Annotated in this window: 17 protein-coding genes and 1 pseudogene; 13 read left to right on the top strand and 5 right to left on the bottom strand. The window is 69.2% G+C overall.

All coding sequences use genetic code 11. The features are described from left to right. The first annotated feature begins 33 nt into the window (after window positions 1-33). From KZ813_RS13755 to KZ813_RS13730, 6 genes and pseudogenes are all read left to right on the top strand, one after another. Window positions 34-2,403: a TonB-dependent receptor gene (locus tag KZ813_RS13755; RefSeq protein ID WP_219755547.1), complete on the top strand. Its 2,370-nt coding sequence runs from the start codon at window positions 34-36 to the stop codon at window positions 2,401-2,403. A gap of 34 nt (window positions 2,404-2,437) precedes the next feature. Continuing rightward, window positions 2,438-3,121 carry a Fe2+-dependent dioxygenase gene (locus tag KZ813_RS13750; protein ID WP_219755546.1) on the top strand — a complete coding sequence of 228 codons (684 nt, stop codon included), beginning with the start codon at window positions 2,438-2,440 and terminating at the stop codon, window positions 3,119-3,121. Next, on the top strand, window positions 3,118-3,753 hold the full coding sequence (locus KZ813_RS13745; protein ID WP_219755545.1) for a PepSY-associated TM helix domain-containing protein: 636 nt from the start codon (window positions 3,118-3,120) through the stop codon (window positions 3,751-3,753). Before KZ813_RS13750 ends, KZ813_RS13745 begins: the two co-directional genes overlap by 4 nt. Before the next feature lie 12 nt (window positions 3,754-3,765). Beyond that, window positions 3,766-4,241, top strand: a pseudogene (locus KZ813_RS13740) (DUF2271 domain-containing protein). Between the two features lie 19 nt (window positions 4,242-4,260). Continuing rightward, on the top strand, window positions 4,261-5,106 hold the full coding sequence (locus KZ813_RS13735) for a DUF4198 domain-containing protein (protein WP_219755544.1): 846 nt from the start codon (window positions 4,261-4,263) through the stop codon (window positions 5,104-5,106). Next, complete coding sequence (locus KZ813_RS13730; RefSeq protein WP_258046770.1) at window positions 5,106-6,080, top strand: FAD:protein FMN transferase; 975 nt, start codon at window positions 5,106-5,108, stop codon at window positions 6,078-6,080. Before KZ813_RS13735 ends, KZ813_RS13730 begins: the two co-directional genes overlap by 1 nt. A 131-nt stretch (window positions 6,081-6,211) precedes the next feature. Here KZ813_RS13730 and KZ813_RS13725 read toward each other — a convergent pair whose 3' ends face one another. The 3 genes from KZ813_RS13725 to KZ813_RS13715 all read right to left on the bottom strand — a co-directional run bounded on the left by KZ813_RS13725 (window position 6,212) and on the right by KZ813_RS13715 (window position 8,223). Further along, window positions 6,212-6,862 (bottom strand): MOSC domain-containing protein, encoded by a 651-nt coding sequence (locus tag KZ813_RS13725; RefSeq protein ID WP_219755543.1) that lies wholly within the window; start codon window positions 6,860-6,862, stop codon window positions 6,212-6,214. A gap of 200 nt (window positions 6,863-7,062) precedes the next feature. Continuing rightward, a complete protein-coding gene (locus tag KZ813_RS13720) occupies window positions 7,063-7,575 on the bottom strand; it encodes an FAD-dependent monooxygenase (RefSeq protein ID WP_219755542.1) in 513 nt (170 codons plus the stop codon). 42 nt (window positions 7,576-7,617) lie between these two features. Next, window positions 7,618-8,223 (bottom strand): FAD-dependent monooxygenase, encoded by a 606-nt coding sequence (locus KZ813_RS13715; protein WP_219755541.1) that lies wholly within the window; start codon window positions 8,221-8,223, stop codon window positions 7,618-7,620. Between the two features lie 102 nt (window positions 8,224-8,325). Between KZ813_RS13715 and KZ813_RS13710 the strand changes: the two genes are divergently transcribed. Both KZ813_RS13710 and poxB read left to right on the top strand, forming a co-directional pair. After that, the gene (locus KZ813_RS13710) at window positions 8,326-8,937 is read left to right on the top strand and encodes a TetR/AcrR family transcriptional regulator (RefSeq protein WP_219755540.1); all 612 of its coding nucleotides are present in this window, start codon (window positions 8,326-8,328) and stop codon (window positions 8,935-8,937) included. A gap of 201 nt (window positions 8,938-9,138) precedes the next feature. Further along, the gene (poxB, locus tag KZ813_RS13705; RefSeq protein WP_219755539.1) at window positions 9,139-10,863 is read left to right on the top strand and encodes a ubiquinone-dependent pyruvate dehydrogenase; all 1,725 of its coding nucleotides are present in this window, start codon (window positions 9,139-9,141) and stop codon (window positions 10,861-10,863) included. 141 nt (window positions 10,864-11,004) lie between these two features. Here the strand turns inward: poxB and KZ813_RS20405 are convergent, their stop codons facing one another. Beyond that, window positions 11,005-12,264 (bottom strand): sensor histidine kinase, encoded by a 1,260-nt coding sequence (locus KZ813_RS20405; protein ID WP_219755538.1) that lies wholly within the window; start codon window positions 12,262-12,264, stop codon window positions 11,005-11,007. Window positions 12,265-12,322: 58 nt separating this feature from the next. Continuing rightward, entirely contained in the window at window positions 12,323-13,708 is a 1,386-nt protein-coding gene (locus KZ813_RS13695) for a sigma-54-dependent transcriptional regulator (RefSeq protein ID WP_258046769.1), read from the bottom strand. A 226-nt stretch (window positions 13,709-13,934) separates the two neighbouring features. Between KZ813_RS13695 and KZ813_RS13690 the strand changes: the two genes are divergently transcribed. From KZ813_RS13690 to KZ813_RS13670, 5 genes are read left to right on the top strand one after another with little or no spacing between them, the layout of a single operon-like run. Continuing rightward, window positions 13,935-14,243, top strand: coding sequence for a UrcA family protein (locus KZ813_RS13690; RefSeq protein ID WP_219755537.1), 309 nt, complete (start codon window positions 13,935-13,937; stop codon window positions 14,241-14,243). Continuing rightward, window positions 14,236-15,531, top strand: a complete 1,296-nt coding sequence (locus KZ813_RS13685) for an efflux RND transporter periplasmic adaptor subunit (protein ID WP_308461896.1) — start codon at window positions 14,236-14,238, stop codon at window positions 15,529-15,531. The genes KZ813_RS13690 and KZ813_RS13685 overlap by 8 nt, the downstream gene beginning before the upstream one ends. A gap of 10 nt (window positions 15,532-15,541) precedes the next feature. Further along, window positions 15,542-16,222, top strand: a complete 681-nt coding sequence (locus KZ813_RS13680; RefSeq protein WP_219755536.1) for an ABC transporter ATP-binding protein — start codon at window positions 15,542-15,544, stop codon at window positions 16,220-16,222. Between the two features lie 8 nt (window positions 16,223-16,230). Further along, a complete protein-coding gene (locus KZ813_RS13675; protein ID WP_219755535.1) occupies window positions 16,231-18,672 on the top strand; it encodes an ABC transporter permease in 2,442 nt (813 codons plus the stop codon). Further along, complete coding sequence (locus KZ813_RS13670) at window positions 18,665-19,912, top strand: TolC family outer membrane protein (protein ID WP_219755534.1); 1,248 nt, start codon at window positions 18,665-18,667, stop codon at window positions 19,910-19,912. The genes KZ813_RS13675 and KZ813_RS13670 overlap by 8 nt, the downstream gene beginning before the upstream one ends. Window positions 19,913-19,996 lie beyond the last annotated feature (84 nt).

Genomic DNA, 19,996 nt, shown 5'->3' with positions numbered 1-19,996 from the left:
CTCGCAATATCGCTGCTGCAGCAGGGGGCTACAATGTTGAAAAATGGACCGACCTTCCTGGCGCTCTCGTGCGTCGGGTTTATCGCTTCCGCGCCTGCCGCGGCGGATCCCGGCACGGGCGCGTCGATCGCGGCGCAGGATCGCACTGATGGGCGCGACGACATCATCGTCAACGGGACACCCGCCGAGCCGGCTAAGCTCGAGAGCCCGAAGGCTACCTCGGCGCTGATCGACCTGCCCCAGACGGTCACGGTCCTCAACGACCAGACCATTCGTAAGCAGAACCTCCAGACGCTCCGCGACGCGCTGCAGACCATCCCCGGCATCACCTTCGGGGCCGGCGAGGGGGGCGGCGGCTATGGCGACAACATCAACCTGCGCGGTTATTCCGCCACCAACGACATCACCGTCGACGGGGTGCGCGACAGCGGCCAGTACAGCCGCACCGACCCGTTCAACCTCCAGCAGATCGAGGTCTACAACGGCGCCAACAGCGTCTTCAACGGCTCGGGCTCGGTCGGCGGCACCATCAACCTGGTGTCGAAGGTGCCGACGCCGCGCGATCTCACCGTCGTGCAGGGCTCGATCGGCACCGACGATTACTACCGCGCTGCGATCGACGCCAACAAGCGCGTCGGCGACGACGTCGCGGTGCGGCTCAACGCCGCCTATCACCGCAACGACGTGCCGGGACGCGACGTCGAGAAGTTTGAGCGCTGGGGCGTGGCGCCCGCGGTGACGATCGGGATCGACGGGCCGACCAGCCTGACGCTCGCCTATGTCCACCAGGAGGACGACAACACGCCCTACTACGGCGTGCCCTTCTTCCGTACCGCTTTGTCGAGCGGCCCGCTGCCAGGTGTCGACCGCTCGGACTATTACGGCATCGTCAACCTCGACAAGCAGGATCAGGTGCTCGACCGCGCGACCGCGACCTTCCGCCACGCGGTCAGCGAGGCGGTGTCGGTGCGCAATCTGACACGCTGGCAGCACGTCGTGCAGAACGGCGTCACCAGCGCTCCGCAGGGCACCTTCTGCCTCGCGGGGGTCGCGCTCCAACCGACCGGCGCCGCCTGCCCCGCCGGCCTCGCGCCCGGCCAGTGGCAGCCGTCGGGACCGCGCGGCCTGGTCCGCGACCAGGAAGCGCAGCTACTCTACAACCAGACCGACCTGCGCGTCGCGACCGGCGCCGAGGGCGGTCTCCGCAACACACTTAATCTCGGCTTCTCGGGCGCGATCGAGGATTACGCGATCACGACCGCGTCGCTGCTGCGCAACGCCGACGGCTCGGCGGTGACACCGCTGCCGGTCCTGTCGATCACCGACCCCGATACGAGGTGGCGCGGGCCGCTCCATCGCACCGTCACCGCGCAGGCGCGCGGCGAGACGCGCAACCTCGCCGTCTATGCCTTCGACACGCTCGAACTCGGCCGCTTCATCGAGCTGAACGGCGGCGTACGCTGGGAGTCGCAGCACGCGACCTTCCGCAACCTGCCGCTGGCGGTCGTGCCGCCCGGCGCGACGCAGGTGACCGAACTCGCCCAGCGGCCGCAGCAGAGCCGCGAGCGCCTCTTCTCCTATCGCGGCGGCGTGGTGCTGCACCCCGCGCAGCAGGTGAGCGTCTATGCCAGCTACGGCAATGCCAAGACGCCTTCGTCCACGACGGTCAGGCTCGGTTGCGGCGCGCCGGTGGTGCAGGTGATCAACGGTGCCGCCGTCACCTACGATCCATGCCAGGTCGCGCCCGAGACCGCGCGCAACTACGAGGCCGGGGTGAAGGCGAGCGTGTTCGGGCGGCTCGAGCTCACCGCCGCGGTGTTCCGCAACGAGCGCACCAACTACCGCGTCCCGTCGGTCGACCCGGCGCTGCCCTCGTCGACACAGGTGCTCGACGGTCGCAGCCGTGTCGACGGGGTCGCGCTGGGCGCCTCGGGCGCGATCGCACCGGCCTGGACGATCTTCGCCAATTACACCTATCTGGACGGCACGATCCGCCAGTCGGTGTCGGACCGCTGCCTCGCCGCGCCGAGCACGACCTGCGGCAACTCGGCCGCGGTGCTCGACCCGCAGCGCGGCAGCCGGCTGACCCAGACGCCCGAACACTCCGGCAGCCTGTTCACCACCTACCGCCTCCCGTTCGGGCTCGAGCTCGGATACGGCCTGACCTACCAGGGCGGCTTCGCCGTCGCCGCCGCGTCGCTCGCGGCGCCCTCACAGCCGCTGGTGGACGACTACCTTATCCACCGCGCCTATCTCGCCTACACCTTCGCGGGCGGGCTGACCGCGCAGCTCAACGTCCAGAACGTCGGCAACGAGCGCTATTACACGGGAGTGCGCAACAACGGCTGGGCGGTGCCCGGCGACGCGCGCTCGGCGGTGCTCAGCCTCTTCTACAACTTCTGAGCCGCGCGGTGACGGTCTTGGACGGAGCACGCGCATGCTGATCGCCATCCCCGACGTGCTCGACGCCGCCGCGCTCGCGCGCGTCCGCGCGATCATCGACGCCGGCGAGTGGGTCGACGGCAACGTCACCTCGGGCCTGCAGTCGGCGCTCGCCAAGCGCAACCGCCAGCTGCCCGAGGACTCGGCCGCCGCGCGCGAGGCGGGCGGGATGATCCTCGACGCGCTCGGGCGCACGCCGCTGTTCGTCGCGGCGGCGCTGCCGCTCAAGGTCTTCCCGCCGCTGTTCAACCGCTACGCCGGTGGCGAGGACTTCGGCCTCCACGTCGACAACGCGATCCGGATGAAGCGCGGGACCGACTTCCGCCTCCGCTCGGACCTGTCGGCGACGCTCTTCCTCGAGGATCCCGCTGCCTATGACGGCGGCGAGCTGGTGATCGAGGACCAGTTCGGGCCACAGTCGGTCAAGCTGCCGGCGGGCCACCTCGTGCTCTATCCCGCGTCCAGCCTGCACCGCGTCACCCCGGTGACGCGCGGCGAGCGGGTGGCGAGCTTCTTCTGGCTGCAGTCGATGGTGCGCGACGACGGCGAGCGCCGCACCCTGTTCGAGCTCGATCGCGCGATCCAGGCGGTCGCGACCGACCGGGGCCAAGGCGATGCGGCGGTGGTGCAGCTCACCGGCGTCTACCACAATTTGCTGCGCCGCTGGGCCGACGCGTGAGCGTCGCGGCGCGCCGGCCGGCCGCGCGACGCTGGCGCTCGTGGTGGCTCAAGCAGCTCCACACCTGGCACTGGGTCAGCGCGGCGGTGTCGCTGGTGGCGATGCTGCTGTTCGCGCTCACCGGAATCACGCTCAACCATGCCGCCAGCATCGCCGCCACGCCCGTGGTCACCGAGCGCGCCGCGGTGCTGCCCGCGGCGCTGCGGCACCAGCTCTCCGGTGTGCACGCCAAGGACGCGCCGCTGCCGCTCGCGGTTGCCGAGGCGGTCGCGGGCGCGGTCGGTGTCGCCCCGACCGCGCGCGCGGCCGAATGGTCCGAGGGCGAGGTCTATGTCGCGCTGCCGCGCCCCGGCGGCGACGCCTGGGTCAGCGTCGACCGCGTCACCGGGGCGATCACGGCGGAGATCACCGACCGGGGCTGGGTCTCCTACCTCAACGACCTGCACAAGGGGCGCAACGCCGGCGCCGCCTGGTTCTGGTTCATCGACCTGTTCGCGGCGGCGTGCGTGCTGTTCACGCTGACCGGGCTGCTGCTGCTCCACCTCCATGCACGCCATCGCCGCGCCACCTGGCCGCTCATCGCGCTCGGCCTCGCTGCGCCGGCGCTGATCGCGCTCTTCCTGATCCACTGAGGAGACACCGCCATGCGCCCTTCCCTGCTCGTGCTCGCCGCCGGCACCGTGGCGACCCCCGCCGCAGCGGGTACCGTCAGCGTCACGGTGCCGCGTCTCGCCGTCGCCGAATACCATCGCCCTACGTCGCGGTCTGGCTCGAGCCCGCGGGCGGTGGGCCGGCGCGGACGCTCGCGCTCTGGTACGACGTGAAGAAGAGCGGCGCCGAGCCCGGCACCAAGTGGCTCGCCGACCTGCGCGGCTGGTGGCGCAAGGGCGGACGCAGCCTGCATCTCCCCGCCGACGGCATCAGCGGCGCGACGCGACCGCCCGGCGTCCACACCATCGCGCTGCCCGCCGACGTCCGCCCGGGCGCCTATGTCCTCCACGTCGAGGCGGCGCGCGAGACCGGTGGACGCGAGCTGGTCCAGGTGCCGCTCACGGTCCCCGGCGCCGCGCGCGCCAGCGGCACCCACGAGCTCGGCGCCGTCACCGTCACCGCCCGCTGATCCTCCCGGAGGTCCTAACATGATCGCACGTTCCCGCTTCCTCGTCGCCGCGGCGCTGCTCGCGCTGCCGGCCGCCGTCTCGGCGCATCGCATGTGGCTGCTGCCTTCGGGCACGATCTTCTCCGGCACCGACGGCTGGGTCACGGTCGACAGCGCGGTGTCGAACGACTTGTTCTACGCCGACCACCAGCCCGGCCGGCTCGAGGCCGTGCGGGTCTGGCAGCCCGACGGCACGCCGGGGACGCTCCAGAACGGCGCTACCGGGCGCTACCGCTCGGTGTTCGACGTCCGCCTCGACAAGCCCGGCACCTGGAAGATCGGCAGTGAAATGTCGGGAATGATGGGCAGCTTCAAGGTCGGGGGCGTGGAGAAGCGCATCGGCGGTCGCGGCGGCCCGCCGACGAGCGACGGGGGGCCGCGCCAGCCGCCGCTGACGGTCGCCGACATCCCCGCCGACGCGACCGACGTGCGCCTGACCGAGACGTCGGCGCGCAACGAGATCTTCGTCACCGCCGGCGAGCCGACCCGCACCGTACTGCGGCCGAGCGGCAAGGGGCTCGAGATCGACTATGTCACCCACCCCGACGAACTGGTCGCGGGTGAGACCGCCCGCTTCCGCTTCCTGGTCGACGGCCAGCCGGCCGCCGCGCTCAAGGTTATCGTGGTGCCCGGCGGCAAGCGCTACCGCGACGCCGAGGGCGCCCGCGAGCTGACCACAGCGGCGGACGGCACGCTCGCGATCGAGTGGCTGAGCGCGGGCATGTACTGGCTCAACGCGACGCTGACCGACGCGCGCGCGACCGCGCCGCGCGCGACGCAGCGGCGGATGAGCTACACCACCACGCTCGAGGTGATGACGCCCTGATGCCGGCGCCCCGGCTCGCGCTACCGCCGACGACCGATCCGGCGGCGCTGGCGTCGCACGATCCCGCCGCGCGGGTCGAGCTGGTCGAGGGCGAGACGATGGGGACAACTTGGCGCGTGCGCTACGCCGGCCGGGTCGCGCCGGCCGCGGTCGCTACAGCGATCACGGCACGGCTCGCGGCGCTCGTCGAGCAGATGAGTCATTGGGAGCCCGGCTCGGCACTGTCGCGCTTCAACGACGCGCCCGCGAACAGCTGGCATGAGGTGCCCGCAGACCTCGCGCGCGTGGTCGATCTGGCGCTCGCGCTGGCGGAGCGTAGCCACGGCGCGTTCGACCCGGCGATCGGTGCCCTGGTCGACCTCTGGGGCTTCGGGCCAGCGGGCGCGCGCGCCGCGCCGAGTCCGCCAGAGATCGCGGACGCGCTCGCACGAAGTGGATGGCGCCGGCTGGCGTGGGATGCGCCGCGGCGACGGCTGTACCAGCCCGGGGGCGTTCGGCTCGACCTGTCGGGCATCGCCAAGGGCTATGCGGTCGATGCCGTCGCCGATCTGCTGGGCGAGCTGGGCGTTCGGCACTGTCTCGTGGAAATCGGCGGCGAGCTCGTCGGTCGCGGGTGGCGACCTGACGGCGACCCGTGGTGGGTCGATCTCGAGGCGCCGGCGGGAGCGGGCGTACCGCCGCTGCGCGTAGCCGCGCATCAGCTCGCGGTAGCCACCTCCGGAACCTACGTCCGCGGCGCGCATAACCTCGACTCGCGCACCGGGCGACCGCCCGCGCACGCCGCCGTCTCAGCCAGCGTGATCGCGCCCACCGCAACGCTGGCCGACGCGCTCGCCACGTTCGCGCTCGTCGCCGTCCCCGCAGAGGTGATGGCGCTGGACTATCCTATTCGCATGATCGTCAGAACCAACGACGGCTATCAGGAGCTGCTCTCGCGTCGACTCAATGAGATGCTCACGCCCAAGGATTGCTGACGACATCGCTCAAGGACGGCCGGGTTATCAGTGTTGTGGAGCCCTCGACCCAGTTTCGGCCGTTCAGCACCGCTCCAGTGCTACTCCCGAACCGGACGTCGGTTCAGGTTAGCAGGTTCAGTCGCGGCCGTTCAGGCCGTCCTACCTATCCTGTCTTGCGCTCGCGTGCGGATCCAGGCCGCTACCTCCGACATCGCTGCCAGCGATTCGTTTTCTTCGGCTGTCGCGTCGCCGTGGTTTATGATGGAGACCAGGCGCGAGAAGGGGAAGTCAGGCTGCGGCCGCTCGACCAGCCTGACCTCGTCGCCTGCGGCCAGTTTTCCGGTCTGCAGCACTCGGTAGTACCACCCCGCGCGACCGGATTTGACCATGGCCTTCGGCAGCCGGTTGTCGCTGAAGCGAAGCGCCAGCTTGAAGCATGGCTGCCGCGGCTGACAGACCTGCAACAGCGCACTCCCGATCCCATGCACGTCTCCGACTCGGATTCGCTCCTCATGCAAGCCGTCGATGGTCAGGTTCTCACCAAAGGCGCCTGGGACGAGGAGGTCGGCGTGCTCCGGGTACTCTGACCGCCAGGCAGCGTAATGCTCGCTGGCGTAACCATAGACGGCCTTTTCTGGTCCGCCGTGAACCGTAAGGTCAGCTTGCTCATCGCCCAACAGCCCCAGAGCATCCAGCCCTACGCGGTGGTCGATTGGAAGCTTGATGAAGCCGCTGGGAACACCGTTGGGACCGAGCGGAGCTGCCTGCCCGACTTGCACTGAGCGAAGAGAGATCGTCATTGCTGATCTATAGAACCTGCCAGCCCCCGCCACCAGACCGGCCGCAATCTGATGGCCTTCTGCGCGGGACGACTGTAGCGTTCTCGACCTATAAGCGGTCACTGCAGGCGCCCTTCCCAGTTCCCAACTTCCGTCAGTCGTTAATCTCGGCAGTCGATGCACATGGCGTTCCTGGCAGCCATCTGTTCGACTGACTGGGGTCACCAGCCCATGTGACCCGCGGCGATCTCTCGATCGCGAGCGGCGAGCTCCGCCTCGTCGGCCGGACACATCGTCGACATGCCTTCGTCCGCCGCCCGTTGCTGGATCTGCTCGACGAACGGCCGCAACTCGTCCTCATAATGACGGAACGCTGAAGCATGATCGTCGGGATATCGCTCCAAAGCGGCTGCCAGGCGACCCGCGCCGATGATCGCCATCGAGCCGCCTAGACCAGCGAGCGGAGAGACGCAGTAGCCCGCGTCGCCCACCAGAACGACCCGCCCACGAGACCAACACGGCATCCGGATCTGATTGATCCGGTCGAAGTAGAAATCATCGTCGCCCGCAACGGAGGCCAGCATGGCTGGCACCTTCCAACCCAAATCGCCGCACCGCTGCTGGATCAGCCGCTGCTGCTGCGAGCGGTCGCGATAGTCATAGGCGATCTCGGCGTCGGTGCGGAAACCGAAGCCGATGTCGGTCCGGTCGTCGTAGCCGTTGAGCATCGCCATTCGCCCTGGCGCGCGATAGACCTCCGTCGTGTCAGCGGCCAGCTACCCGGTCTCTGGCACGACCTTCAGGAAGAAATACCCGCCCATGAAATGGGTGAACTGGTCTCCGTCCCCGAAGACAAGCCGCCGCGTGTTCGATCGGTTGCCGTCGCATCCCACGATTAACGCGACGTCGCGGCGCTCGCCGTTGTCCAGGGTGACCGAGACACTGTCGGCGCGCTCGTCGAGGCTCGAGATCGATCTCCCGAACAATAGGGTGACGTCGTTCGCCACCGCGCCGTACAGGATGTCGAGCAGATCGTCGCGATGGATCTCGTACCGTGTCTCAGAGGCTTGATCGCCGCTAACCCCGATCGAACCCAGCGTTGTATTGTCCGCGTTCTTGAACTCGAAGCGGCGGGACGGCAGTGCCTTGGCACGAACGAGGTCCGCGAGCCCCATCCGCTCCAGGATCGTGATCGTCTCCCCCTCGATATCGACAGGCGTGCCACCGCGCCGAACTCCTGCAGCCGCCTCCACGACGGTGACCTGATAGCCGAGACGGTTCAGGCCGAAGGCGGTCGCCAGGCCGGCGAAGCCGGCGCCGCTGATGAGGACCTCGGGGCGACTTACTCCTGCCCCAATCTCGTTACGGGTTGACGGCACCATCAGAACATCCCCAATCTGGACGAGATCCGACCATATACCGAGTACATGTTAATGTGCAATACCAACGATGACCTGCGGCCAGACCGGCGTACCCGCAAGCGCATGGCCACTCGCCAGGCGATCTCTGACGTCGCAACGCGCCTGTTCATGGAGCGCGGGTTCGATCAGGTGACCATCGACGAGATCGCGAACGCCGCTGACGTTGGCCGCATGACGGTGTTCAACCATTTTCCCCGCAAGGAGGACATGTTCTTCGACCGCGAGGAGGAAGCGCGCACGCTGGCATTCGAGGCGATGCGGTCACGCACGCCGGGCAGCTCGCCGATCGAAGCGCTGGGTGCCCTCGCGCATCAGATGATCGAACAGCCGTCAGAAGCCTTTCCCTTGTTCGAAGATACGCGGGTGTTCGTTGAGACAGCACAGGCTAGCGAAACGTTGAAGGCGCGCGCGCGGCAGATCCGCGACCACTTCGTCCAGGATCTGGCGGCCTTCCTGCGGCAGGAGTCGACCGGAGGAGACGACGAAAACACTGCCTTTCTGGCAGCGGCGCTGATTACCTCAGCGTGGAGCACGGCGTTCCTGCGGGCGCACGCTGAACTAAGCCGGACGGGCGACGCGCAGGGGGCCAAGCGCGTCTTTCTTAAGGTCGTTGATCTAGGGGTTGTAGGTACATTAGCCGCTCTTGAAGGAACCGCTCTAGGAGGCACCGGCTGAGACCCAGAAGAAGCCGTTTCCCGTTGCTCAATCGCTTCCAAAGGGCGGCCATCGATCCATCCGAAGGCTTGACCGGGTCCGAGCACCTAAGGGTTGAGCTGAATGCCTGTGGCATAGGGTATGCGGCGGCAGCTTAGGTGACGCGTTGTGGCGTGCAGCGCTCCCGATCCGCTGACCGCGCTGCTCGCAAAGGAATACTCGATGGCCATGACGATCGCCGATCTGCTCACAACCACGCTCGCCAGCGCCGGGGTGAAGCGTATTTGGGGCGTGACGGGCGACAGCCTCAACGCGATCAACGACAGCCTGCGCAGGCTGGGCACGATCGAGTGGATGCACGTTCGCCACGAAGAGGCCGGCGCGTTTGCGGCCGGCGCCGAGGCCGCGGCGTCGGGCACGCTTGCTGTGTGCGCGGGAAGCTGCGGGCCGGGACATCTCCACCTTATAAACGGGCTGTACGACTGCCATCGCGGTCGCCAGCCGGTGCTCGCGATCGTCAGTCATATCCCGTCATCCGAGATCGGGCTGAGCTATTTCCAGGAGACGCACCCGACCGAGCTGTTCCGGGAATGCAGCCATTTTTGCGAGATGGTGACCAACCCGGCGCAGATGCCCGAGCTGCTCCACCGCGCGATGCGGACCGCTCTGGGGATGCGCGGGGTCGCCGTGCTGGTCGTGCCAGGCGACGTATCGCTGCTGGAGGTGCCGAAAGGCACGTCAGCCACCTTCACGCCGCCTGCCCCTGCCCGGCTGGTGCCCGACTCAGGCGAGATCGCGAAGCTGGCGTCGCTACTCAACGGTTCGGGGATGATCACCATGCTGTGCGGCTCGGGGTGTGCTGGGGCGCATGACGAGGTGGTCGCGCTCGCCGACGCGCTCCAGGCGCCAGTCGTCCACGCCTATCGCGGCAAGGAACATCTCGAATGGGACAACCCATTCGATGTCGGAATGACAGGGTTCCTCGGTTTCGAGTCCGGCTATCATGCGATGAAAGATTGCGACACGCTGCTGATGCTTGGGACCGACTTCCCGTATCGCAACTTCTATCCAGCCGGCGCTCAGGTGGCGCAAGTTGATCGCGATCCTGGCGCGCTCGGGCGGCGCATTCCACTCACCCTCGGCGTTCTGGGCGATGTGCGCGAGACTATCGGCGCGTTGCTACCGCAGCTCTCAGGCAAACGATCGCCCAAGTTTCTGAACTCGGCGCGAAAGCATTACGCCAGCACCCGATCCAAGCTCGACGATCTCGCCACGCCGCGACCCGCGAACACGCCGCTCCACCCGCAATTCCTGGCCAAGGTGTTGAACAAGGTCGCCGACGACGACGCGATCCTCACCGCCGATGTCGGCACGCCGGTGATCTGGGCGGCGCGCTACTTCATCACCAACGGCCGACGGCGCATCCTCGGCTCGCTCAATCATGGTTCGATGGCGAACGCGATGCCGCAGGCGCTAGGCGCGCAGGCAGCGTGCCCCGGCCGGCAAGTGGTGTCGCTGTCGGGCGACGGCGGTTTCGCCATGCTGATGGGTGACATGCTGTCGGCGGTGCAGCTCGATCTGCCGATCAAGATCGTCGTGCTCAACAACGGCACGCTCGGCTATGTCGCGATGGAGATGAAGGCGGGCGGCTACGTCGACAGCGCTGTCGATCTGAAAAATCCCAATTTCGCCGAGATGGCGAGCACCGCCGGCCTGCGCGGCATCCGCGTCGAGAGCTCGGACGCGCTAGAAGGCGCGTTGCGCGACGCGTTCGCGCATCCGGGCCCGGCGCTGGTCGACGTCGTCACCGCGACGCAAGAACTGTCGATCCCGCCAGCGATCGGGCTTGAACAAGCCAAGGGCTTCAGCTTGTACATGATGAAGGCGATCATCTCGGGTCGCGGCGACGAGGTGCTGGAACTCGCGAAGACCAACATTCTGCGATAGCGACGTGTCGAGGCGAGACTCGCTTATCTCGCCTCGTCGCAGAGGCTTCATGTCCCGCGGTTAGACCCAATATTGACTACTCAGGACGCACCGACCACTTCCCAAATTCCGACATTTGTTCACCTCGATCCATAACAAACCTTATGGCGCGAGCGGAAGCAGAAGCTCGACATGGCCGGGAGGCCCTGGCTGTGCGCCGATCTGACCGCCGTGAAGCAACACCACCTGACGCGCGAAGCTGAGGCCGATCCCGGTACCCTCCGCCTTTGTCGTGAAGAAGGGGAGGAAGACGTCATGTACGAACGACGGGGGGATGCCCGGCCCATTGTCCTGCACGACGAGTCGCACGTGGTCATCCTCCGTGGGCGTCGCCGTCACCGTGATCGACGCGGTCGGCGCGGCCGCCTCGCCCGCGTTCTTGAGCAGGTTGAGCAACACCTGCGACAGCAGTCCGCGGTCACCGCGAAGCGCCGGCAACGCCGGCGTGACCGTGAGCGCGAGCGTCGCTCCCCCACCCGCGGCACTGGCGCGAAACAGCCGCGCCACCTCGTCGAGCAACTCGACCAAATCGACCGCTTCCGCCGCGATCACCGGCGCCTCACTGAACTGACGGTAGCTGCCGACGAACCGCTCCAGCTCGCCCGCACGCCGCGCCAGCGCCGCGGCTGCGAGCCGCGCGTCGGCGAGATCGGCGCCGTCGTCCGCCATCGCCGCGGCGACGAGCTGCGCGAGCGAGGTCACCGGCGTCAGCGAGTTCATGATCTCATGGGTGAGGACGCGGACGAGATCCACCTGCGCCGCCAGTTCGGCACCGTCGAGTTCGGCCTGGATCACCTTGCACGCGACGATACGCCGCGGCGCGCTGCCAGGCGCCTCCAGCAGGGTCACGTCGATCGCCACCCGCTGCGGCAGGCCACCGAGCGCGAGATGCGCCAGCCGCGTCGGTGCCGGTGCGGTGCGCGCGACCGCATCCGCGAAGTCACGACCGTAGCGCACCAGTGCGTCCGCCGGGCAGGGCCGGTCGCGCCCGAACAGGCGGCGTGCCGCCTTGTTGGTGAAATGAACGCTTCCGTCCTGTTCGACCAGCAGCAGGGCCACCGGGGCGCCATCCACCAGCGCCTCGGCGAAGCGGACCTTGCCGAGCGTGGCGGCGCGCTCATCCCGCAGGCGTGACATCGCGCGATCATAAGCGGCGCCGAGATCGTCGAAACCGGCCCCGCGGCGCGGGCGCGAGAAGGACTGGCTGAGATCACCCCGCTCCAGCGCGGCGACGAAGCGCGCCAGCTCGGCGTTGCCCTGATCGATCAGTCGCCACACCGCCGCACCGGCGGCGACGGTGGCGCCGGCGCAGAGCAGCGCAGCGGTCGGCGCGCGCCACCACGCCACCAGCACCGCGGTCACCGTCGCCAGCGCGAGGAACAGCGCGGCGCGTAGCGCGAGGCGCAGCGCGAGCGAGTGGCTAGAGACCGTGCTTCTCCATCCGGCGGTAGAGCGCGCCGCGCGAGAGGCCGAGCGCGGTCGCGGCGAGCGAGATGTTGAAGCCGTTCTTCCGCAGCGCCTCCTCGATGACCTGCCGCTCGACGCGGTCGAGGTTGAGCTCGCCGCCACCCTCCGACGGAGACGCGGGTGTGGCGGCGGCCGCGGGCGCGCCGCGGGTGAGCGGGAAGTCGACCAGACGATAGCCGTCGCCCTCGGCCAGGATCACGGCGCGCTCGGCGGCGTGCCTTAAGGCGCGGACATTGCCGGGCCAGTCATGCGCCACCAGCTCGGCGAGCACCTCCGCCGGGAGCGCGCGGACCGGCTTGGCGTAGCGCGCGGCATAATCGTCGAGGAAGCGCGCGAGCAGCGGCGCGATGTCGTCGCGCCGCTCGCGCAGCGGCGGCAGCTCGATCTCGACGGTGTTGAGGCGGAACAGGAGGTCCTGGCGGAAGCGCGCCTCGTCGCCCAGCTCCGACAGCGGCAGGTTGGTGGCGGAGACGACGCGCACGTCGATGTCGACCGGCGCGTTGGCGCCGACCGGGGTGACGCGGCGCTGCTCCAGCGCGGTGAGCAATTTGGGCTGGAGGTGGAGCGGCAGGTTGCCGACCTCGTCGAGGAACAGCGTCGATCCGTTCGCCGCGGCCAGCCTCCCCGGCCGGTCGGCACGCGCGTCGGTGAAGGCTCCCTTGACGTGACCAAAGAGCTCGCTGTCGAACAGCGTCTCGGACACCGCGCCCAAATCGACCGTCACCATCGCCGTTTCGGCGCGGCGCGACAGGCGATGCAGCTCGCGCGCGACCAGCTCCTTGCCCGTGCCGTTCTCGCCCAGGATCATCACGTTGGCGTCAGTCGGCGCGGCCTTCTCAATCAGCGAGCGGACGCGCGCCATCGCCGGTGAGTCGCCCAGCAGCGTCGACCCCGTCGCCGCCGCGCCCGCGCTGGCGTCGCGGCGAGAGCGGCCGAGTGCCGCGGCGTTGGCGACGGTGGCGAGCAGCCTGTCGTTGTTCCAGGGTTTGGAGACGAAGTCGGTCGCTCCCTGCTTCATCGCCGCGACGGCAACGGCCACGCTGGTGTGAGCGGTAATCATGACGACCGCGACCCTGGGATCGGCGCGCAGAATCGCACCGAGCCAGCGAAAGCCCTCGCTCCCGTCGGTCGCACCGCGGGCGAAATTGGCGTCGAGCAGGACCGCGTCATACCCCCCTGCGGCGATCATCGCCGGCGTCTCATCGGGCCTGTCGGCGGTGTCGACGCGGCGGAACAGCCGCCCGAGCAGCAACTTGGCCGAGAGCAGGATATCCTCGTCATCGTCGATGACCAGACAGCGATCGAAGCGGAGCGAGTCCATGGAGCTAAGTGCGGGCATGTCTGCCAACAGATCAAGATGCATGCCAAAGAGGAGCGACGAGGCGCAGGGTCGGACCGCGCGGTGCGATTGTCCGCTCGCGGACGCAGGACTGTCCGAGAATGGACACGTTTCGGCCAGAGGCGCCCGCGCCATGCGACCCCATCCTCGACGACGAGCAATTGGCACGGTGCCTGCAACGTCTCCCTGCGTCGACGCCAACGCCGACGTGAGAAGGAGAAAGCTCATGATCACCAACGCGCAACGCGCCCTCTGCTCGCTGTTGAGCATCGCCGGCGCCGTCACGCTCGTTCTCGCTGCCGCCCCCGCGACGGCGCAGTCGAGCGAGGTCGAGCAGATGCGTACCGCCCATGTCAGCTACGCCGACCTCGACCTCGGCCGACCGGCCGGCCGCGCCACCTTCGAGCGCCGTCTCGCCGGCGCGGCCAGCCAAGTCTGTGCCGCCAGCGTGTGGCAGCGCTACGCCGTCGACCCGACGTGCCGCGAGCGTGCGCTGAATCGCGCCCGGCGCGCCGCGGGCATCGTCCGTGACTGATCGCGCGCTGTCGGCGGCCGATGGCGCGCACGCCGAGAGCGGCGCCGGGATGGACCGTCGCGTCACGTCTCGCGGCCGCTGGGCCACGAAGCGATGGCGGCGCGTCGCGCTCGCCACCGGCGCGGTCGCACTGGCCTTCTTGGTCTGGTGGTGGCTGCCGGCGGCGGACTCCGCCAATGTCGCGCTCGCCGACGTGCAGACCGCTGCGGTGCGCCGCGCTCCGTTCGACGACAATGTCCCGACCCGCGCCACCGTCGCACCTCAGCTGACCACCTTGGTGGGCGTGGTGCAGGGCGGCCAGGTTCAGCGTCTGCTGGTCCAGGACGGCGCCACGGTGACCGCCGGTCAGCCGCTGGCGACGCTCGCCAACCCGCAGCTCCGTTTGGATATCCTGACGCGCGAGGCGCAGATCGCGAGCCAGCTCGGGCAGCTCTCCGCAGAGGACCTAAGCCTCGAGCGCGGTCAGCGCGACCGCGACACGCAGGTCGCCGGCGCCGACTATGATCTCATCAAGGCGCGCCGCGACCTGATCATCCGTGAGCAACTCCACCAGGAGGGCTTCCTGTCCGACGCTGGCCTGCGCAGCTACCAGGAGGAGGCGAGCTACCAGCGGCGCCGCTCGCGCCAGCTCCACAGCGCCGAGGGGGCCGAGCGCGGCATCGCCGGCCTGCAGGCGCGTCGCCTCGCGGACACGCGCGCGCGGCTGTCGAGCAATCTCGCGGCGGTGCGCGACGGTATGGACTCGCTGACGCTTCGTGCGCCCGCGACCGGGCGGTTGACCAACTTCACGATCCAGCCCGGCCAGTCGCTCAAGCCGGGTGATCCGGCTGGGCAGGTCGACAGCGAGGGCGCGTGGAAGTTAGTCGCCGACGTCGACCAGTATTTTCTCGGCCGCGTTGCGGTCGGCCAGCGCGCCACCACCGAGGGCGCGGCGCTGAGCGTGAGCAAGGTGCTGCCTGCCGTCACTAACGGTCGCTTCCGCGTCGAGCTGACGTTCCGCGCACCGCCGCGCGGGCTGAACCGCGGCCAGGCGATGGACGCGACGATCGTACTGGGTACACCGCGCGCCACCATCGTCGCGCCCGTAGGCGGCTGGCTCGACAGCGACGGTGGCGCCGTGGCCTACGTGCTCGACGCCCGCGGCCGCCACGCCACCCGGCGCGCCATCCGCATAGGGCTTCGCAACACCGAGTCGGTGGAGATTCTCGCCGGCCTCGCGCCGGGCGAGCGGATCGTCACCTCCGACACCGGCGCCTTCAACAAGGCCGCCATCATCAACCTGAGCTAGGGGAATATTCGTGATCGAGCTCCGGGCTATCCAGCGCCGCTACATCTCCGACGAGGTGGAGACCACCGCCCTCGCCGACATCAACCTCTCCGTTCGCGCGGGCGAGTTCGTCGCCATCATGGGGCCGTCCGGCTGCGGCAAGTCGACCCTGCTCAACACGCTCGGCACGGTCGACCGGCCATCGTCCGGGCAGTATTTGTTCGAGGGCCACGACCTGGCGAGAGAGGATGAGACCGCGCTGGCGCAGTTCCGCGCGCGCACGCTCGGCTTCGTGTTCCAGAGCTTCAACCTGATCGACGAGCTGACCATCGCCGAGAACATCGAGCTAGGCCTCGCCTATCGCCGTGACGGTCGCGGCAACCGGCGCCAGCGCGTCGAGGCGGCGATGGACCGGGTCGGCATCTCGCATCGGGCACGCCACTATCCGCATCAGCTCTCGGGCGGTCAGCAGCAGCGCGCCGCCATCGCGCGCGCGGTGGTGGGCGATCCGAAGCTGATCCTCGCCGACGAGCCTACCGGCAACCTCGACACTGAGAACGGCGCGCAGGTGATGGGCATCCTCGATTCGCTGAACCGTGCCGGCGCGACGATCGTCATGGTCACTCATTCGCCAGCGCACGCCGACCTTGTCGGGCGGCGGATCGACATGCTCGACGGGCGCGTGGTCGCCTCGGTCGCGCGGCAGATCTGAGCGCCGACATGGATCGCTTCACGCTCGTCGCCTTCTGGCGCTCGCTCACCCGCCACCGCCTCTACGCCGCGCTCAACATCGGCGGCCTGGCGCTCGGCATCGCGGTGTTCCTCGTGCTCGGCCTCTACGTCCGCTTCGAGACCTCATACGAGAAGTGGCTGCCGGGCTGGCAGGACCTCTACCTCGTCGGTGGGGCGGGCACCGGCGCACCGGAGGATGCGGCCCATACGCAGAACTCCCCAGTCGCCGCGCTCACCGCGATCCGCGCCGACCTGCCCGGCACGATCGGCACGCGGGTGGAGAGCCGCGACGTCGCGGTGGTCCGAGACGGCATCGGCGTGCGCGAGCGCCTCGCATCGGTCGACCCGGACGTGTTCGCGGTATTCCGGCTGAGCCCGGTCGCGGGCGCGCTGCCGCCGTTATTCCGCGATCCGAGCCAATTGGTGATCACCGCGCGCACCGCCGCGAAATATTTCGGCTCCCCTACCGCTGCGCTAGGTGGCACGCTGCCGGTGACGAGCCGCGGCCAGCAGACCAATTATCGCGTTGTCGCGGTCGTCCCCGATCTGCCCGACGCGTCCGAGCTGCGCTTCGACCTGATCGCGCCGATGACCTACTCGGAGTCGCCTGCCGATCCCGATTATAAGTCGAACCACCAGTGGAACTACAACAGCGTCGAGACCTTCGTCCGGCTCCCCGGGCGGGAGGCGGCGGAGCGGTTCGCGGCGGCGCTGCCGGCACTGGCGGCGCGCCACGTCACCAACGAGACTCCCGAGGTCCCCGACTATCGTTTCGCCTTCAACGTCCGACCGATCGCGTCGCGCCATTTCGAGGCGCCCGGCTCCAGACTGATGGTGGCGACACTCGGCATCATCGGGTTGCTGACGCTGCTCGTCGCCGTGGTGAACTACGTCAATCTCGCCACCGCGCGCGCCGGGCTGCGCGCGCGCGAGGTGGGAATGCGGAAGGTGCTCGGCGCCGATCGCGCCGCCCTAATGCGTCACTATCTCGGAGAGGCAGTGGTCACCGCGCTGGCTGCCGCCGCGCTGGGGCTCGGTCTCGCCGAGCTGGGCGTGCCGCTGATCAACGCGGCGACCGGGCTGACGCTCTCGATCCGCTACGCCGGCGTCGATGGCGTGCTGCTGCCGCTGCTGCTGCTCGCGCTGGTGGTGGGACTGACGGCGGGCCTGTACCCGGCGATCGTGCTAGCGCGCGTCCCTGCCGCCGCGGTGCTAGCCTCGGCGCGCGGCCCGGGCGGCGGCCACGCCGGCGCGCGCGTCCGTGAGGCGCTGGTCGTGTTCCAGTTCGCGGTGACGATCGCGCTGATTGTCGGTACCGCCGTGCTCGTCGCGCAGACGCATCACGTCCGCAGCGCCGACGTCGGCTACGACCGTCAGCAGCTGCTGCTGGTCCGCTCCTACGCCAGCGCCAGCCTGGACGAGGCGCAGCGCACCGACCTGCTGCGCCGCTTCGCCGCACTGCCGGGCGCTCGGTCGGCGGCAGCGGGCACCAGCGTTCCCGGCATCGGCAACTATGTGTCGGCAAACACCTATGCGGTGCCCGGCTTGCCCGGGTACGGGCCCTCGATCGAGTTCTACTCGGTGTCGCAGGGCTATTTCGAGACGCTGCGTGCGCGGCTGCTCGCCGGGCGACTGCTCGACCCGGCGCGCCCGGCCGACCGCGACCCCGACATCGCGCAGGATGGATCAAACACGAACGCTCCCGCCAACGTGGTGATCAACCGCGCCGCGGCGCGCGCATTCCACTTCGCCTCACCCGCCGACGCGATCGGCCGGACGGTGGGACCCACCGAGGGGCCGCGCACGATCGTCGGCGTGATCGAGAATATGCGGGTCGATTCGGCGCGCCGACCGGTGTCGCCCACGCTCTATCTCCTGTCGGCGCGCACGGTGAAGAACGGCATCGCCGTGATCCGCTTCGACGGCAACACCAAGACCTTTCTCGAGCGCGCCCAGGCCGAGTGGCGCGGAACGGTACCGCGGCTGCCGTTCGACGGCTACACCGCTGTGCAGGCGCTCGACCGGCTCGGCAAGTCCGACCAGCAGATGGCGAACCTGTTCGCGATCGGCGCGATCCTGGCCGTCGCGATCGGATGTGTGGGGTTGTGGGGCCTCGCGTCCTTCACCACCGCCCGGCGCACACGTGAGATCGGCGTGCGCAAGACGCTGGGAGCGACCTCGAACGACGTTGCCAAGCTGCTCGTCGGGCAGTTCCTGCGCCCGGTGCTGTTAGCAAATCTGATCGCTTGGCCGCTCGCCTGGGTAGCGATGCGCACGTGGCTCGCTGGGTTCGACGACCACGTCGCCTTGTCCCCGCTGTTCTTCCTTGGCGCGAGCGCGCTGACGTTGGTGATCGCGGTGGTGACGGTGCTGTCGCAGTCGATTCGCGCGAGCCGCGCCACCCCGGCGTGGGCGCTGCGACATGAATAGACGACTGCTGCTCGCGGCCGCGTCGCTGGCGGTCGCCGGCGCGCCGACGCGGGCCGAGACCCTGGCCGAGGCTGTCCGCGCCGCGGCGGCGACCAGCCCGTTGCTCGCCGCGGCACGGGCACGACAGGACGCCCGCGCCGAACTGCCCGAACAGGCGCGGGCTCTCGGTCGGCTCACCGCCGTCGTCGAGGCGAACGGCGGCTACGACCGCTTCTACGGTGGTGGCAACACCGCCGGTGGCGTGTCCGCCGACTTGCCGATCTGGACCAGTGGGCGGGTTCGCAGCGCGGTACGCGCCGCGAACGCCGACGGGGCCGCCGGTGCGCAAGCGCTGCGCGACGTGGAGGCAAGCGTGCTGGTCGACGTAGTCGCCGCCTTCGCCGACCTGCTGCTCCAGCAGCAGGCGTTGACGATCGCGAGCGCGCAGATCACGTTGCTCGATCGGCAAGTTGCTGAAGCAGAGGCGCGCTTCCGGCTGGGGACCGGCACGCAGACCGACGTGATGCAGTTGCGCGCCCAACGTGAGGGGGCGACCGCGACGGAGCTGAGCGCCCGTGCCGCGCTCGCCGCCGCGGAGGCGCAGTACCGCGCCCTGGTCGGACGCGCTCCCGGACGGCTGGAGCAGCCTAGCGCGGCGCTACCCGGCCTGCCCTCCAGTGCATTGGCGGCGCGTGAGCGCGCCGTTCAGGCCAATCCTGGCGTACTAGCGGCGGCATCAGACGAGCAGGCAGCCCGCGCGCGGGTCGATCAGGCCCGCTCTGAGGGCGCGCCATCGCTCGGCCTCGGCGGCAGCTATGGCTACGGCTTCGCATTCGGGTCGCGCGACGGTGCGCTCCGAGCCGCGAGCGCAGGAGTGACGTTTCGCCTGCCGCTGCTGACTGGCGGCGTCGTGGCATCGCGCGTGCGCGCCGCAGCGGCGGGTGCACGTGCCGCCGGCTATGATCGTGATGCGGCGGAGCGCGAGGCCGTGCGCAACGCCGACACCGCCTGGTCCAACGCTGCCGCGGCTCGCGCGCGTGTCGACGCGGGTGAGCGCGCGGTGGCGGCCGCCACGCGTGCGCTGGAGGGCGTTCGCGCGGAATATTCACTGGGGCTTCGATCCACACTGGACATTCTGATCGCCGATCAGAGCCTGCGCGGTGCGCAGCTCTCGTTGGCCGGCGCACGCAGCGACTTAGTCGTCAATCAGGCCGTGCTTCTGCGCTCCGTAGGCGCCCTCAACGCTGGCATCTTCGGCTAACGGTTACTAGGCCGTGGTTGCCACAACCGCGCACCGTGGGCGCCTCGCAGGGCGACTGTGACCCAGAACCAGCCATTCAGTGCG

This window comes from Sphingomonas folli (assembly GCF_019429525.1).
Classification (GTDB): Bacteria; Pseudomonadota; Alphaproteobacteria; order Sphingomonadales; family Sphingomonadaceae; genus Sphingomonas; species Sphingomonas folii.
Note: the sequence above shows the minus strand (reverse complement) of the source record. Positions and strands in the feature narration are given on the sequence as shown.

What these genes read in the sequence shown, in the direction of transcription:
- KZ813_RS13755 (WP_219755547.1), top strand. Translation starts at nt 34, where the DNA reads ATGTTGAAAAATGGACCGACCTTCCTGGCGCTCTCGTGCGTCGGGTTT.
- KZ813_RS13750 (WP_219755546.1), top strand. Translation starts at nt 2,438, where the DNA reads ATGCTGATCGCCATCCCCGACGTGCTCGACGCCGCCGCGCTCGCGCGC.
- KZ813_RS13735 (WP_219755544.1), top strand. Translation starts at nt 4,261, where the DNA reads ATGATCGCACGTTCCCGCTTCCTCGTCGCCGCGGCGCTGCTCGCGCTG.
- KZ813_RS13730 (WP_258046770.1), top strand. Translation starts at nt 5,106, where the DNA reads ATGCCGGCGCCCCGGCTCGCGCTACCGCCGACGACCGATCCGGCGGCG.
- KZ813_RS13725 (WP_219755543.1), bottom strand. Translation starts at nt 6,862, where the DNA reads ATGACGATCTCTCTTCGCTCAGTGCAAGTCGGGCAGGCAGCTCCGCTC.
- KZ813_RS13720 (WP_219755542.1), bottom strand. Translation starts at nt 7,575, where the DNA reads ATGGCGATGCTCAACGGCTACGACGACCGGACCGACATCGGCTTCGGT.
- KZ813_RS13715 (WP_219755541.1), bottom strand. Translation starts at nt 8,223, where the DNA reads ATGGTGCCGTCAACCCGTAACGAGATTGGGGCAGGAGTAAGTCGCCCC.
- KZ813_RS13710 (WP_219755540.1), top strand. Translation starts at nt 8,326, where the DNA reads ATGGCCACTCGCCAGGCGATCTCTGACGTCGCAACGCGCCTGTTCATG.
- poxB (WP_219755539.1), top strand. Translation starts at nt 9,139, where the DNA reads ATGGCCATGACGATCGCCGATCTGCTCACAACCACGCTCGCCAGCGCC.
- KZ813_RS13695 (WP_258046769.1), bottom strand. Translation starts at nt 13,708, where the DNA reads ATGCCCGCACTTAGCTCCATGGACTCGCTCCGCTTCGATCGCTGTCTG.
- KZ813_RS13690 (WP_219755537.1), top strand. Translation starts at nt 13,935, where the DNA reads ATGATCACCAACGCGCAACGCGCCCTCTGCTCGCTGTTGAGCATCGCC.
- KZ813_RS13675 (WP_219755535.1), top strand. Translation starts at nt 16,231, where the DNA reads ATGGATCGCTTCACGCTCGTCGCCTTCTGGCGCTCGCTCACCCGCCAC.
- KZ813_RS13670 (WP_219755534.1), top strand. Translation starts at nt 18,665, where the DNA reads ATGAATAGACGACTGCTGCTCGCGGCCGCGTCGCTGGCGGTCGCCGGC.